This is a genomic window from Gordonia sp. 852002-50816_SCH5313054-c (assembly GCF_001665925.1).
GTDB lineage: Bacteria > Actinomycetota > Actinomycetes > Mycobacteriales > Mycobacteriaceae > Gordonia > Gordonia jacobaea.
On the sequence record NZ_LZTE01000075.1, the window covers coordinates 135,699 to 150,763 of the forward strand.

Here is a 15,065-nt window from a genome sequence, read left to right on the forward strand (position 1 = left end):
CGCATCACCTGTGCCGCAACGCATTCGCGTAGCGGTGCGGTGCTGTCAGCATCGCGACGGCGAAGACGGCAGAGCGCATCTCACCCGCCGCGAGCAGCGGGAGCACGTCCCGACGCGATACGCGAGCACGAGCGATGCGCAGCAGTTCGTTCGTCATGGGGCCCGCACCGCCTTCGTGCTCTGCGCGCATCGCCATGTGCGCCGCGGGGATCAGAACCTCTCGATACACGAATGACCTTGCAGTCGAACGCCATTGCCTCGTGTCGGGAACGGTGTCGAGCATCTCGAGGACCTCGTCGCCCATCTCGAAGATCGCGCGCGTGTCGGCCGTGACACGGTGCGACACCGAATCGTTGCGAAGTCGATAGCGGTACAACGCCTCTGGCACCGTCGCCACGGCGCGTGAGTCCAGCGCCACCCGCGCGATGGTCGACAAATCCTCGTACGCGCGGCGCGTACCCCAGGGGTCGTCGCCGAGAACGTCACGGCGGAAGAGTTTTCCACTGGCATACGACCGTGCCCTACTGCGCAGCAATAGGTTCGCGTACTCGTCGCCGGAGAGCGCGCCGGTCGGAAGTACCGGAGTGAAATCTCCCGTCGGTACCCCACTCTCGTCGACGAATCGCGTTGTGCACGTGGCGAAATCGGCGTCGGAACGAAGCAGTTGGTCCAGCATTGTCGCCGTGAACGCCGCGTCGGCGATGTCGTCGCTGTCGAAGAACCAGATGATGTTTCCCGACGCTGCCGCAAGTCCCGCGTTGCGTGCCGGCCCCACACCGCTGTTGTGTGGCATACGCACGACCCGATGCGCGACCTCCCCATCAGCGAGCACGGCTTCTGCCCGTTCGATGGAATCGTCACCGCCGCGATCATCGACGAGCACGATCTCGTCGACCGGAGCGTGCTGGTCGATTATCGAGCGCACACATGCCTCGATGTAGGCAGCGCTGCGATAGACCGGCACGACAACAGACACCGACACGTCTTGCATCGTCAGTCGAGTCCGGCTCGTGGCGGATTGAAACATCGCGAGATGCGCTCCCCTCAAAATCACTCCGCGTAAGGGTAGCCTAACCGCGATACCATGCGCCTGTCGGGCACCGCCGCGGACGAGGTCAGGGCCTGACCGTGGCGATCACGCCGGTGTGGTCGGAACCGGGCAACTCGACTCGACGAAAGCTCGTCGGCATCGGACCGCCGCGCGTCATCACCCGATCGAGAGCGAGCACGGGCGGAAAGCGCCTGTTGGCGGGATACGTTGCGACGATCCCCGCCCCGAGGTGGTCAGCGGCGTCGACGAGACCCGGCGGTTGCGCGAGCAACCGCCGAAAGCGTGCGTGATCGTAGGTCGAGTTGAAATCGGCGCCGAGGATCAGCGGGAGTCGCTCCTCACCCAGCGTCGAGGACAGCAGATCGACCTCGTACGCCCACCGCCACGCCGGCTCCGGCCACGGCGGTATGGGATGAAGCGCATAGATGGCGCGACGCCCGACACCCGGCAGGTCGACGACGGCCCGCAGATTGGCCATCGCCATCTTGCCGATGCGGAACTCGTCGGTCAACGGGTAGCGCGAGTAGATGCCGGCCCCGCCCCCACCCCGCCTCGGAACCACGAACCGATACGGCAGCGCACTGGCGATTCCGGCGGCGTCGAGCTTGCCGATCGCGTCGTCGGTGAGTTCGACGACGGTGGCGATGTCGACGCGATTGTCGCGTATCTCCCGCACCACCGACGCGGCGTCGGCCTGTCCGAGATAGATGTTCGCCTGCATGACGGTGATGTCCGACGCCGCGCGCGCTTCGTCGGTCCCGACGAAGAGCGGTACCTGTGTGCCGATCCCGATGGCGACGACGACTGCAGCGACGACAGCACACATCCATGCCCGCGACGCGAGCAACACCACCAGACCGACGATCCCGATCACGATCAGGATCGGGGTGCCCGCGGCCAATCGTGCCCAGGTGTTGCTGACGAATGGCACAGCATGCGCAACGGCCCCGAGAAGACCGACCGCGGCCAGCAGGCAACCGATGATCGTCAGCGCTCGGCGCAGCCGACTCGACCCGGTCCTGCCCGACTCAGCCGTACGCGACGTCGACGGCGTATCGGGCAAACCCGAGCCTCTCGTAGGTGTGTAGGGCTGCGGTGTTGTCGCCTTCGACGTACAGCATCACAGTCCCGATCCGACGGTCGGCAAAGTAGTGAAGCCCGGCCAGCGTGAGCATCCGGCCCAGGCCACGGCCCTGAGCCGCCGGGTCGACCCCGACGATGTAGACCTCGCCGAGATCGGCGTCCTGCTGCTTGGTCCAGTGGAAGCCGAGCAGCGTCGTCGGGTCGTCGACGTCGTAGGCGAGGAACAGCCCGGCCGGGTCGAACCACTCGGCCGATGTCCGTTCGGTGATCTGCTCCGACGACCATCCGCCCTGCTCCGGGTGCCACGCGAACGCGGCGTTGTTGACCCGGAGGATCTCCGCGTCGTCGGCGGGTCCGGCGTAGGTGCGCAGCTCGATCGACGGGTCGACGACCAGCGGTGGTAGATCAGACCCGTCGGCTGCGACGTCGCGGCGCAGTTGTAGCAGCTCCCGCTGCTTGTGCAGGCCCATGCTCGCCGCGAGCGCCTGCGCGCCGAGGAGATCGCCGTGCGCCCAGGCGCGGGGCGTCGGGCCGTCGGGATTCGAGACAGCGCGCGCGGCGTCGAATGCTGCGTCGAACAGGGCCTTCCCGTGCCCGCGGCGGCGCAGGGCCGGGTCGACGACCCCCTCGATCATCGAGGGCTCCCCCTCGCGTCCGGGGGTGATGTTGGCGTAGCCGGCCGTCGAGACGACGTGACGCACGCCCGACTCCGCGTGAGATCCGGCGGCGTCGTCGATGGACAGGACGGACTGCTCGGACAGCGGGCCGACATCGTCGGCGCTGGTCGCGTCGGCCACCAGTCGGCGTGCGTGCGCGACACCGGCGGCGTCGAGTCGATCGGTGACGACCGGGGTGTCTCCGATCGCGTCAGCTTCCGCTGGCACTGAACTCCTCACCGAATCCCGAGGCGTCGAAGGAGTCGCCCGCAGACCTGGCGTCCTCATTCACGTCCCCACCGTCGAGGTCGTCATCGAGATCTGCATTCTCAGCAATATCGCTGTCGGACAGACCGTCATCGGCAATGTCATCGTCGGCAATGTCATCGTCGACCGGGTAGTCGCTGGCCGCTCCGGAGCCTGCGCCGCGACCGCGCGTCGGACGTACTGCTTTATATCCGACGTTGCGCACGGTCCCGATGAGCGACTCGTGCTCGCTGCCGAGTTTGGCGCGCAGGCGTCGGACGTGGACGTCGACCGTTCGCGTGCCGCCGAAGAAGTCGTAACCCCACACCTCTTGCAGTAGTTGTGCGCGGGTGAACACCCTGCCCGCGTTCTGCGCGAGGTACTTGAGGAGTTCGAACTCCTTGTAGGTGAGGTCGAGCGGGCGCCCTCGCAGTCGAGCGGTGTACGTGCCCTCGTCGATCACGAGTTCACCCAGCGTGACCTTGCCGGACGCCTCCTCCGTGCCCACCCCACGGGTACGAACGACCAGAAGCCGAAGCCGCGCGTCGAGTTCGGCTGGTCCGGTCGCCGGGAGGAGGAATTCGTCGAGGCCCCAGTCGGCGTTGACCGCGACGAGCCCGCCTTCGGTCAGCACCGCAGCCACCGGCACGGCTGAGCCGGTGCTGCCGAGGAGTCTGCACAATCCGCGTGCCGCGGCGAGGTCTGTTCTCGCGTCGACGATGGCGATGTCGGCGTTACTGGCCTCCATCAGCGACGACACCTCGGTGGGTGCCACACGGACCGTGTGCGCGAGCAGCGACAGGGATGGCAGCACCGCCTCCGGATTCGGATCGGCTGTCAATAACAAGAGATCCACGTGATACTCCGATCTCGTCTTCCCGCCCTGAACTCCACCACTACTACTGCGACCGCCGGGCAGAAGTTCGCCGGGACGTCAGCATCACACACGAACGAACCTCATTGTTTACGTCGGCTTACCACCGTGTGCGCGATAGATGACAGAATAGCGCCAATGTCGGGTTCTGCTGTTAACAAGGCAGCCGACGGGGGTGGCGCAACTGCGTCGGGCAGCCACGAGCGCGGCACATTCCGCGCCCGTCGCGCACTCATCGTCGGCGTCTGTGTCGTCGTCGTAGTGCTGGTCGGGGCGTTTCTCGCCGATCTCGGCGCCGCCGCGCGCGGCGAGTACCGCCTGTCGCGATCGTTGCAGGCCTCGCCGCAGATCACCTTCGATCCCGAGGTCACGCTCAGCGGATTCCCCTACGTGACACACGCGTCACGCGGCGAGTTCTCCGGTGCGACCATCACCGCGCGCGGCGTCGCGGTGGCCGGCTGCCAGATCCGACGCGGGTGTACCGCAGAACTCGGCGCCCGTCTCGGGACGCTGTCTGTGCCCGACGGGTGGAACATCGGGCCGTCGGACACGATGCACACCGAGTCGGTCGACGCGTATACACGGCTGGACTCGGTCAATCTCGGCCGATTCCTGGGCATCCTCGACCTCACGGTGAACACTCCCGCTCCCGAGGGCAAGGCAGGCGGCGGTGGCCCGCAGGACGGCCTGCTGCACCGATCATCCGGGGTGCTGCTGACCGGAACCGTCGCCCTGCCCCCATCCGATAGTCCTCTGCCCTCCGCAGGACCCGAGACCACGCCCGTCCCCGCGGACACCCCGTCGGCGTCGGAATATCGGGGTCGCAAAGCAAAGGTGAGCGTGAGCGTCGACCTCTCGATCCGCGACGGTCGGCTACACCTGCAGGCCACCGACTTCTACGACGGCCCGGAAGAACACGAGAGCGCTCCCGAACTCGACGGCCCCGACAACGCGGCGCTGCGCGCCCAAGTGCTGCAACGATTTTCGACGACGCTGCCACCCCTCCCCCTACCGTGGGGCATCACTGCCACGGGTGCGCACAGCGAGGGAAGCGACGTACTCCTCGTCGCCGACACCGGTCCGCGCGATCTTCGCCCGAGAGACTTCTGACCACCGTCGGCATTCAGCGCGCGAGCGTAACTCCGCCGCCGCGCGCCAGCGCAACTCGTCGTCGCAGTCGAAATCACGGGGGCCGCTATTGAAGTGTCACGGGGTGGCTGTTGTACCCTCGTTGGCATGCAACTGCGCCGTGAGCTTCTGCTCACCCGTCGGCGGGCGATCGACTTCTGTCGCGTCGCCGACTGTTGCTGTCTCTAGTCCGGTGATCGCGCCACCTCGGCACGCTCACCACAGGTGACGGCCGGTGTGTGCAGTGTGCGCGCTCGTGACATCGCAAGTCCGCATCTCCTCAGATGCCGCCGTCATCGTTCGACCGTCATTCGACCGACGTCCGGCCCATTCTCATCACTCCGGTGACCGGACACACTTACCGAGAAATCCCACCTCTGGAAGGAACCAGACATGGCACGTTCCGACGTCCTGGTCAGCGCTGATTGGGCTGAGCAGAACCTGAACAACGACAAGGTCGTCTTCGTCGAGGTCGACGAGGACACCAGCGCTTACGACGGCGGCCACATCGAAGGCGCCGTCAAGCTCGACTGGAAGACCGATCTGCAGGATCCGGTCCGTCGCGACTTCGTCGACCGCGAGCAGTTCTCCGCGCTGCTCAGCGAGCGCGGCATCTCCAACGACGACACCGTCGTCCTCTACGGCGGCAACAACAACTGGTTCGCCGCTTACGCGTACTGGTACTTCAAGCTCTACGGCCACCAGGACGTCAAGCTGCTCGACGGTGGACGCAAGAAGTGGGAGCTCGACGGCCGCCCGCTGTCGACCGACGCCGTCTCGCGTCCCGCGACCGAGTACAAGGCTGCCGATCCCGACAACTCGATCCGCGCCTTCCGCGACGAGGTCGTCGACGCCATCGGCGTGAAGAACCTCGTCGACGTGCGTAGCCCTGACGAGTTCTCCGGCAAGATCCTGGCTCCCGCGCACCTCCCGCAGGAGCAGAGCCAGCGTCCCGGCCACATCCCCGGCGCCATCAACGTGCCGTGGAGCAAGGCTGCCAACGAAGACGGCACCTTCAAGTCCGACGACGACCTCGCCGAGCTGTACAAGGAAGCGGGCCTCGACGGCTCGAAGGAGACCATCGCGTACTGCCGTATCGGTGAGCGCTCGAGCCACACCTGGTTCGTGCTGCAGGAGCTGCTCGGACAGACGAATGTGAAGAACTACGACGGCAGCTGGACCGAATACGGTTCGCTGGTCGGCGTTCCGGTTGAACTGGGAGAAGGAAAGTAAGTATGTGTGCTGCACCCAAGCAGGGACAGAAGTTGCCCGCGGGCGTCGACGTCGAGAAGGAGACCGTCCTGACCGGACAGGTCACCGACGCATCCGGTAACCCGGTTGCGGGCGCGTTCGTGCGACTGCTCGACTCGACCGGTGAGTTCACCGCCGAGGTCGTCGCAAGCCCCACCGGCGACTTCCGCTTCTTCGCCGCCCCCGGCACCTGGACGCTGCGCGCCCTCTCGTCGGTCGGCAACGGCGACGTGACCGTCAGCCCCGAGGGCCCCGGCGTTCACGACAAGGACATCACCGTCTCGAAGTAGACAAAAGAGTCGCAATCTCGAAGTAGCGCAGTTCTGAAGTAGCGCAACGCTTTTGAGGCTGCTGATTCGCAGAGCAGGCCCGGTCACCCGCAGGGTGGCCGGGCCTGTTTGTTCGGCGGATAGGTCGATGCGTACCGCGTGCAGTCGGGGCACCGGCTGAGCAGATCATGCCTGCAACCGTTGACGTGTTCGAGGAAACTCTCCGCGTCCGCCAGCTGGGCGCGTTGTGAACGTATCCATCGGAGCTTCTGCTCGATCAGTTCCGTACGACCTTCTTCGTCGCGGTGCAGCACCAGCCGGATCTCGGCAAGACTCATGCCGACGCTCTGGCAGGCCTGAACTATGCGGATGCGACGAATGTGCTCCTCCGTGTACAAACGGTGGCCCGACGCTGCGCGATCGGGTACGACCACACCGAGGTCGTGCCAGTGGCGTAGCACGTGGTCGTCGACGCCAACTCGCCTGGAAGCCTCTCCGATCTTCACTTTCCGTACGACCTTCCGTCTTGACCTCAGGTCAACCTGAGGTTTTAGCGTGTCGCCATGATGACACACGATCCGCTGCCAACCGCTTCGATCATCACCGTGGACGAAACCTCTATCGCGACAAGGATTCTCGAGCCCCCAACGGCCTCGGCGGGCGACATCGTGCTGTGCCACGGCACGCCATGGTCGTCTCAGGTCTGGACCAGTGTTGCCACCGACTTGAGTCGCGACTACCGAGTTTTTCTCTGGGACATGCCCGGCTATGGCGAGTCGGAGAAGAGCGCGGCAGTCACGACCGACTTGGCCGCGCAAGCCGTACGACTGGGCTCGCTCATCGAGTTGTGGGGATTGCAGCGGCCACATGTCATTGCGCACGACATCGGAGGCGCCGTCGCACTCCGCGCACATCTGCTCAACGGCGTCGAGTACGCAGACGTGTTCCTCTGGGACGTCGTCACCCTGGACCCGTGGGGGTCGCCCTTCTTCCGGCTGGTTGCCGAGAACGCACATGTCTTCGAGCAGCTCCCAGCACATCTACATGCGGCACTGGTCAAGGAATACATTGCCGCAGCAGCCTTTCGGCCGTTACCCGACGAAGACGTCGAGGCGCTCGCCTCCCAGTGGCTCGGCCCCGTCGGACAGGCGGCGTTCTACCGGCAGATCACAGCACTCAGCGCAGCGGACACCCGCCCAGTGGCAAATCGACTGGAAGCCACACGCAGCCCGGTTCGTATCGGCTGGGGTCGGGATGATCCGTGGATACCGCTCGGGCAGGCCTATGAACTCCAGTCCAGATTCCCAGATCACCCGGGGGTCGTCGTGCTCGACGACGTCGGACACCTCACGCCCGTCGAAGACCCTTCTGCGGTGACGGCGGCCGTTCGCGCATGGCTTGCGCGGCAACCGGCCCCATAGCGCCGTCGCCGCGTGGGCCATGGTCGGAGCCGACCCACCATCAACACCGTCTGCGGCCCAGGGCGGACGCGGCACGGCACAGTGATCCGACTCGACGGCGCGGGCGCCAAGCGACACAGCCGAGTGTGGTCGACCTCAGTGAACTACCGCCCGCGCATCGGAGTTAGAATCTAACCGTGGTCATCTTCTTCGAAATCTTGCTGGTCCTCGCGGCCGTCCTGATCACCTGGTTTGCGCTGTACGTGCTCTACCGACTGGTCACAGACGAATCGTGACCTCCCCGGAGGACGCACAGCCCGACGACGCCGTCGCCGCCCGTAGATCAGGCGACGAGGCGATCAGCCAGGCCGATTCGCGCGCTGCCGAGTCAGGCAGCCGCGAACGCAACGTACCCGCGTGGGACGATCTGCCGCTGAAGGCCGATACCGCCAACCTGCGGCTCGGTGCGGACCTCCACCAGGGACTTCTCGCGCTACTACCGCTCGTGGGAGTGTGGCGTGGCGAGGGCGAGGGACACGATCCCGTCACCCACACCGACTACCACTTCGCACAGCAGATCGTCGTCAGTCATGACGGGCAGAACTTCCTGAACTGGGAGTCGCGCTCCTGGGTCATCGACGAGGACGCCAACTTCCTGCGTCCCGACCAGCGTGAGACCGGCTATTGGCGGATCACCGAGGACGACTCCATCGAACTTCTCCTCGCCCATGCCGTGGGATGGGTCGAGCTGTTCTACGGTCGGCCGCTGAATCAGACGTCGTGGAATCTCACCACCGACGCCGTCGTGCGCTCGGAGACCAGCGCCCCCGCCGGCAACGCCAAGCGCCTCTACGGCATCGTTCCCGACGGCGACCTCGCCTACGTCGAAGAGCGCGTCGACTCCGACGGCGACCTCACGCCGCGCCTGTCCGCGAAGCTGCGTCGTTTCGTCGGATAGTCAGCGCACCCCGCGAGCTGTGCCGCGGCTGCCAGCTGATCGTCGAATTGGCTGCCTGATCACCCACGCAGTTGCGGCGGCGGGCCGTCGAAGAAGAACTGGAGCGCGAGCGGGCCGTCGTCGATGATCTCTCCCACCAGCACCGGGCGCCCGCCTCGACGCTCACCCTGCAGGATGTGGAACTCGGTGTCGGGCAGGATGCGCGACGTGCCGCGCGGCAAATAGGTGAATAGCGCATCGGCGGTCCCGCAGACGCCGGGGGCGGAGAGGATCGCCAGGTCGGCGAGGCCGTCATTGTGCAAGACAAGGTGGCCAGATGCGGCACCTGCGATACCGAGTCGGCTGTAGCCGAGGTTCTCCACCGTCCCGATGATCCAATTGGTCGGCCCGTCGTTGGTCCACTCCGGATCCTCGGTGGTGAGATAGCGGCTGCGCACCGCGGCAGTGCGATTCGACGACTCGTGCATGCGCGCGTGGAGAGATCTGACCGCGCTGGTTGTTCTCATCATCGGCCTCCTGGCTGTCACGAATCACGGGTAACGGGTGTGCTACTGACACGAAGTTCACTCCCCGGACTCGGCGGCCGCATGCGTAATGCACTACTCGTTGTCGGAATTGCCCGACAGGCCGAGGCTGCCGCACTACCTCAGGCCGCGAAAGAACCCAGACACGGAACAGCCCGAGACATGGAACGACCCCCGCATCACCCGTCATGCACGGGCACATCGGCCGGACGGCCGGATGCGGGGGTCGGGTGACCATCTGGTATTCGCCAACGGGCGAAACTGCTTAAGTCACAGGCGGTCCGCCGTTAGCGGATGGCCACCTCACGTGTCCGTATGTCATACAACTTCAGACCACCTCCTTTCTCGTGTACGACCGAAAGTACGCCCGCAACAACATGCCCGCAACGCATTTTTCGCTGCGTATGCCGAGGTCGGATCTGCGTTCAGAATTCTTGTCAGACCTCGAATGTATGTTTGGTTCATGTCCTTGGAAACCACTCTCGACGCCGGCGCGGGCGCGCCCGGCGCGTCGTCGGATCCCGAGCGCTTTGGCGCGCCGACGATGCCGCCGATCGTCGAGCAGATGTGCGAGGACGAAGAACTGTCGAAGACCGACCTGGTCGAGATCATCGCGCATTGCGCGTCCGTTCGCGCCAGCGCCGATTATCGAATGCTGCAGGCTATCAGCCTGATTCACGAAGAGCACGAGGAAGACTACGGCTCAGAGATCGGCGAAGCGCACCCCGGCCCCGCTGATTCCCCGGAGGATCTGCACGCGCTGGCGACGCTGGCCAGATCCGGCGGTAATCCGCGCGCCCGGTTCGGCCCGGACGGACTCGAGCGCACCATCGCCGACGTCGGCGCGGTCCTCTCGGTCTCGCCCGCCAAGGCGCGTGAGCTGATTACCGCGGGGCATGCCGTCCGCTATCGCCTACCGCTCACCGGCTCGGTACTGGCGTGCGGACGTCTCGACTTGTCCCAATTCCTCATCGTCCTTTCGCGCACCGCCCTTTGCGGACCCGACACCATCGCCGACGTCGACGCCCGAATCGCCTCGGCACTGCTGGCGCGCAACAAAATGTCGACGACTCGCCTCAAGGCACTCGTCGACAGCGTCGTCGCACAACTCGACCCTCCCGCGGTCAAACGGCAGCGCGAGCTCGTCGAACACGACCGCGACGTGCAGGTACGGCCCGACCGGCACCAGCCGGGACAGTCCCGTATCAGCGGGACGCTTCCCATCGAGTCCGGTGTCATGATCGACGCTCGGCTCAACGCGATGGCCCGTGCTGTTCACGACGCCGACCCGCGCACTCACGCACAACGTCGAGCCGACGCCCTGACCGCCTTCGCGCACGGCGAGAGCCACCTCACGTGTAGGTGCGAGGCCTGCGCGCTGTCTGACGACCTCTCGGAGGCGGTAAGCGAACCAACCGACGACCTGCCCGACCAAGCCGCCGCACCGGCACAGATGATTCCGCCGTCGCCGAGGGCGATCATCCACGTCGTCGTCAACGAGTCGACCATCAATGGCGACGACGACAAGCCGGGATTCATCGACGGACATGGCGTCGTCGATGCGGAGACGATTCGAAAACTACTCACGGATGCCGGGATCGACTTCCTCGACCCCGCGACGATCAACGAGCGTGCCGCCTCATCGGCACTGCGGTACACGCCGAGCAAGAAGCTCGACGCGCTGATCCGCTCGGGTGAGCTGTGCTGCACATTCCCCGGGTGCAGCAACCCGGTGTGGCGCGCCGACGTCGACCACGGCGAGGCTTTCAACCGCAGCAATCCGCAGGCTGGAGGCGCCACCGTAGCGGCAAACCTCAAGCCGCTGTGCAGGTTTCACCACAGGATCAAGACCTTCGGCAACTGGCGCGACCTGCAGACCGTGATGGGGACAACTCTGTTCGTCTCCCCCACCGGGCACACCTTCGTCGGCAATGCGTTCACCGGCTTCAACCTCTTCCGAGGCCTGCGCAGGCTGAAACCACCCGATCACCCGGCCAATCGACGAATCAACGCCGCACACGACGCCAAACGTCGTCGACTCGAACGTGCCGAAAAGCGCTGGAACGACGAGAACCCGCCGCCCTACTGAGCAATCGCCTACCGAGAATTGCCAACCTACTGGGAGCCGACCGGTTCCCATTCGATCCGCACGAAGTCAGCAGACTCCGCGCGCGGCGGCTGATGCGTCACGACCACCACAGTGCGATCGGGTCCGAACATGCCCCCCACCGGCGTCAGCAGTCGGGCGAGCAACTGCTCGGCGTCTGCGGCGTCGAGGTGTTCGGTCGGCTCGTCGAGCAGCACCACCGGTGCCCGGTGCAGCAGTGCGCGGGCAAGCAATAGTCGACGACGCTGCCCACCGCTGATCGCCTCCGCCCCACCGGTCAGTACCGTGTCGAGGCCATCGGGTAGACCGGCCACCCACTCACCGAGTCCGACGGCGCCCAGCGCCGCGCGCATCTCGTCGTCGGTCACGTCGCCGCGCGCCACGCGCAGGTTCTCACCGAGCGTCGTCGAGAAGATGTGAGCCTCCTCGGCGAAATAGCATGCGGCCGAGCGCAATGCGACAGGAGTACCGTCCTGATCGGTGGCACTCACCGAACCGGCACGCGGCTCGAGCAGACCGGCGATGGTCAGCAGGAGCGTCGACTTCCCGATGCCGCTCGGCCCGACAACGGCAAGTCGCGATCCCGGCGGCAGCACCTGGGAGATGCCCTGTTCAGGGCCGAGCGTCGGCGGTGTGGCGTCGGACGTGGCGGGCCACCCCCACCTCAGCTGATCGAGCTGCATCGTCACCGGCCCAACGTGTACCGGCACGTCGATGTCGTCGGCAGCGTCCCCCGTAACGTCCACGTGAGCACGGTCGACGTCGGCACCTTCAGCGCGGGCACCGTCGACCAGCGCCATCACACGCGCCGCGCTCTGGCGGCTGCGCTCCAGTTGGATGCCCGCCTCGGTCAGCGGTGCCGTCGATTCGAATGCGGAGAGCGGCAACAGAATCAGCACGCCGAGGATCATCGGGGTCAGTCCGTGGCCGCTCGCGACGTCGGCGAGGGAACCGGACGTCGACGACGCCAGGTGGATACCGATCAGGCAGCCAGCCAGCAGCGACACCCCCAGCGCAAGCGGTGTGGCCGCTGCTGCGAGTGATTGCACCCGGACACCACGATCGGCAGCAGCGATGGCATCCTCGTCCGCGGCACGGGCGTCGGCCAACACCGCGTCACGACGCCGCCCGACGATGAGTTCCGGCGCATGCCAGAGTGCGGTGGACGCGGTGTCGGCAGCCCGTGTAGTTGCGGCGGCACTGTCGGCGATGGCCCGCGCCGACCCACGCGCTGCGAGCCACGGCGCCACGACTCCGCTGACGATGAGCGCCACCGCCAACACGACTGCGGCCCAACCGGATACGAACGCCATGATGATGATCGCCGCGAGCGACGTGGTGAATCCGACGCCGATCGGGATCAGCCCACGGATCAGGGCGTTACCCAATTCGTCGATGTCGTCGCCGGTCCGGGTGAGCAGATCACCACGCCGCAACGTGACCGAGTACGCGGGCGAGCCGGTGGCCAGCGCGAGGTAGAGACGTTCCCGCGCCGTCGCCATGCCGCCGAGCGCCAGATCGTGTGTCGCCAGCCGTTCCAGGTAGCGGAACAGACCACGCGAAATACCCAGTGCGCGTACCGCGGTGATCGCGACCGACAGAAACAACACAGGCGGCATCTGCCAGGCACGCGTGATCAGCCACGCAGACAGTGCGGCCAAGCCCAACGCCGACAGCGCACCGGCGACTCCGAGCAGAAGCGACCGCGCAACCGGCTTCCACTTCAGATCCAGGAAACCCAGCGCACGGACAAGCGGATCGCTGCGCCACCCGGTCCTGTTGTCAGCCAACGCCGATCACCTCCGGAAACTCGACGATGCTGTCGGCATAGGCACGAGCAACCGGACGATGCGCGACGACGACCACGGTGTCGCCCGCCCACGCGCGACGAGCGAGCGCACCGAGCACCGATGCCTCCGACGCCGCGTCGAGGTGTGCTGTCGGTTCGTCGAGCAACAGCAGCGGCGCCGGCGACGCCAAAGCACGTGTCAACGCCAGTCGTTGACGCTGGCCGGCCGACAGACCGACACCACCAGCCCCGAGTTCGGTGTCGAGCCCGTTCGGCAAGGAGTCCACGACGACGTCGAATCCTGTTGCCGCGGCAGCCGTCTCGAATGATTCGGGCGGCACCTGCCCGAACAGCGCGAGATTCTCGGCGACCGTGCCGGGCACGATGACCGGCTGCTGGGGCAGCCAGATGACCTGCTCGTGGTACGCGGTCGGTTCGAGTTCTGCGACCGGGATCGAACCGACAAGCACCGATCCGTCGTCGGGTGCGATCAGGCCCAGCATCGTCGCGACGGCCGTCGACTTACCCGCACCGTTAGGACCGGTGAACAACGTGAACTGTCCGGGTTCCACGGTGGTGGTCAGACCGTAGGGCGCCCAGCCATCACGCCCGTGGACGCCGACGTCGAGAAGCCGGATCGGTTCTCCCGCAACAGTGCACGTGCGCGTCCGGCGAGAGGTCGACGGTGCCGTGACATCGCCGGAATCGATCAGCTCGAGCACCTCGTCCGCCGCGGCGACCCCGTCGGCCGAGTTGTGGAACTGCGCACCCACTTGGCGTAGGGGCAGATACGCCTCGGGCGCGAGGATGAGCGCGAAGACACCGGCGTAGAGGCTCATATCGCCGAACACCAGCCGCAATCCGATGCCAACCGCGACCAGAGCGACACACAGCGTCGCCAAGAACTCGAGAACACCACCGGAGAGAAACGCCACCCGCAGCCCGGACATGGTGCTGCGCTTGTGTTCTCGCCCCAACTCGGCAACCCGCGCCGCGGGCGCCTGCGCACGATTGAGCGCACGCAACGTGGGCAGACCCGCGATCAGGTCGAGCACTTGCGAATTCAACGTGCTCATCGTCTTGAGCTTGCGCTCGGTTCGATCCCGCGTCATCAGTCCGATGAGGATCATGAACAACGGAATGAGCGGCAACGTGATGATGATGATCAACGCCGACGGCCAATCGGCAAGTGCGATCACGACCACGACGGTCGGGGTCACCAGCACGGTCACAATCAATGCCGGGACGTAGCCCGACAGGTACGGCCCCAGGGCGTCGAGTCCGCGCAGCAAGACCGTCGTCGCATGCTCCCTGCGCCGCACCAACTCTCGCGTCGGGGTGCGGTCGGGATCGGTCAACACACGCAGTGCACGCGCGCGCAGCTCGGCAATGGTCGACGCCGACGCGCGGTGCGCATACCGGTCATGCGCGTACGACATGATCACGCGAACCGCCAACGCGCAGGCCAGGATCCACAGATGCGTCGATTGCGCCGAGATCGACCTGCGCGCCGGATCGACGATGATCTCCGACAGGATCGACGCCGTCATCGCCGCGGCGACGAGCATCGCGACGGTGGTGATCGACGCCGAGATCGCGGTCACCGCAACGTAGCGGCGGGTCGTCGGCGAATATTTGAGCAGGCGAGGATCGAGAGGCGGACCCCCACGACGCTGTGCGCCCGAGGCCGCTGGGCCACCCCGGCTGTCTGCCGGGGCGCCCACCGGGC

General features: G+C 66.1%; 14 protein-coding genes. 6 read left to right on the forward strand and 8 right to left on the reverse strand.

The features are described from left to right. Positions 1–4: 4 nt before the first annotated feature. The 4 genes from A5788_RS19615 to A5788_RS19630 all read right to left on the reverse strand — a co-directional run bounded on the left by A5788_RS19615 (position 5) and on the right by A5788_RS19630 (position 3,892). Entirely contained in the window at positions 5–991 is a 987-nt protein-coding gene (locus tag A5788_RS19615) for a glycosyltransferase family 2 protein (RefSeq protein WP_231894258.1), read from the reverse strand. Between the two features lie 124 nt (positions 992–1,115). Then, positions 1,116–2,114 carry an endonuclease/exonuclease/phosphatase family protein gene (locus A5788_RS19620; RefSeq protein WP_049697755.1) on the reverse strand — a complete coding sequence of 333 codons (999 nt, stop codon included), beginning with the start codon at positions 2,112–2,114 and terminating at the stop codon, positions 1,116–1,118. Then, entirely contained in the window at positions 2,080–3,018 is a 939-nt protein-coding gene (gene mshD, locus A5788_RS19625) for a mycothiol synthase (protein ID WP_049697754.1), read from the reverse strand. Before mshD ends, A5788_RS19620 begins: the two co-directional genes overlap by 35 nt. Further along, positions 3,002–3,892: a winged helix-turn-helix transcriptional regulator gene (locus A5788_RS19630; protein WP_049697753.1), complete on the reverse strand. Its 891-nt coding sequence runs from the start codon at positions 3,890–3,892 to the stop codon at positions 3,002–3,004. The genes mshD and A5788_RS19630 overlap by 17 nt, the downstream gene beginning before the upstream one ends. A gap of 156 nt (positions 3,893–4,048) precedes the next feature. Between A5788_RS19630 and A5788_RS19635 the strand changes: the two genes are divergently transcribed. The 3 genes from A5788_RS19635 to A5788_RS19645 all read left to right on the forward strand — a co-directional run bounded on the left by A5788_RS19635 (position 4,049) and on the right by A5788_RS19645 (position 6,579). Beyond that, on the forward strand, positions 4,049–5,020 hold the full coding sequence (locus tag A5788_RS19635; protein WP_082938028.1) for an LmeA family phospholipid-binding protein: 972 nt from the start codon (positions 4,049–4,051) through the stop codon (positions 5,018–5,020). Between the two features lie 411 nt (positions 5,021–5,431). Continuing rightward, positions 5,432–6,271 (forward strand): sulfurtransferase, encoded by an 840-nt coding sequence (locus tag A5788_RS19640; protein ID WP_005204219.1) that lies wholly within the window; start codon positions 5,432–5,434, stop codon positions 6,269–6,271. Positions 6,272–6,273: 2 nt separating this feature from the next. After that, positions 6,274–6,579, forward strand: a complete 306-nt coding sequence (locus A5788_RS19645) for a DUF1416 domain-containing protein (protein ID WP_005204217.1) — start codon at positions 6,274–6,276, stop codon at positions 6,577–6,579. 83 nt (positions 6,580–6,662) lie between these two features. On the opposite strand, the gene A5788_RS19650 is transcribed toward A5788_RS19645, so the two are convergent. After that, a complete protein-coding gene (locus A5788_RS19650) occupies positions 6,663–7,064 on the reverse strand; it encodes a helix-turn-helix domain-containing protein (RefSeq protein WP_064870124.1) in 402 nt (133 codons plus the stop codon). A 57-nt stretch (positions 7,065–7,121) separates the two neighbouring features. Here A5788_RS19650 and A5788_RS19655 point away from each other — a divergent pair, with 57 nt between their 5' ends. Further along, the gene (locus tag A5788_RS19655) at positions 7,122–7,979 is read left to right on the forward strand and encodes an alpha/beta fold hydrolase (RefSeq protein WP_049697751.1); all 858 of its coding nucleotides are present in this window, start codon (positions 7,122–7,124) and stop codon (positions 7,977–7,979) included. A 271-nt stretch (positions 7,980–8,250) separates the two neighbouring features. After that, a complete protein-coding gene (locus A5788_RS19660; protein ID WP_064866255.1) occupies positions 8,251–8,916 on the forward strand; it encodes an FABP family protein in 666 nt (221 codons plus the stop codon). A gap of 59 nt (positions 8,917–8,975) precedes the next feature. Here A5788_RS19660 and A5788_RS19665 read toward each other — a convergent pair whose 3' ends face one another. Further along, on the reverse strand, positions 8,976–9,422 hold the full coding sequence (locus A5788_RS19665) for a hypothetical protein (RefSeq protein ID WP_049698052.1): 447 nt from the start codon (positions 9,420–9,422) through the stop codon (positions 8,976–8,978). A 481-nt stretch (positions 9,423–9,903) separates the two neighbouring features. Between A5788_RS19665 and A5788_RS19670 the strand changes: the two genes are divergently transcribed. Continuing rightward, entirely contained in the window at positions 9,904–11,529 is a 1,626-nt protein-coding gene (locus A5788_RS19670; protein WP_064866257.1) for an HNH endonuclease signature motif containing protein, read from the forward strand. A gap of 26 nt (positions 11,530–11,555) precedes the next feature. On the opposite strand, the gene cydC is transcribed toward A5788_RS19670, so the two are convergent. After that, entirely contained in the window at positions 11,556–13,337 is a 1,782-nt protein-coding gene (gene cydC, locus A5788_RS19675; RefSeq protein WP_049697749.1) for a thiol reductant ABC exporter subunit CydC, read from the reverse strand. Then, positions 13,330–15,060, reverse strand: coding sequence for a thiol reductant ABC exporter subunit CydD (cydD, locus tag A5788_RS19680; protein WP_197494558.1), 1,731 nt, complete (start codon positions 15,058–15,060; stop codon positions 13,330–13,332). Before cydD ends, cydC begins: the two co-directional genes overlap by 8 nt. Positions 15,061–15,065 lie beyond the last annotated feature (5 nt).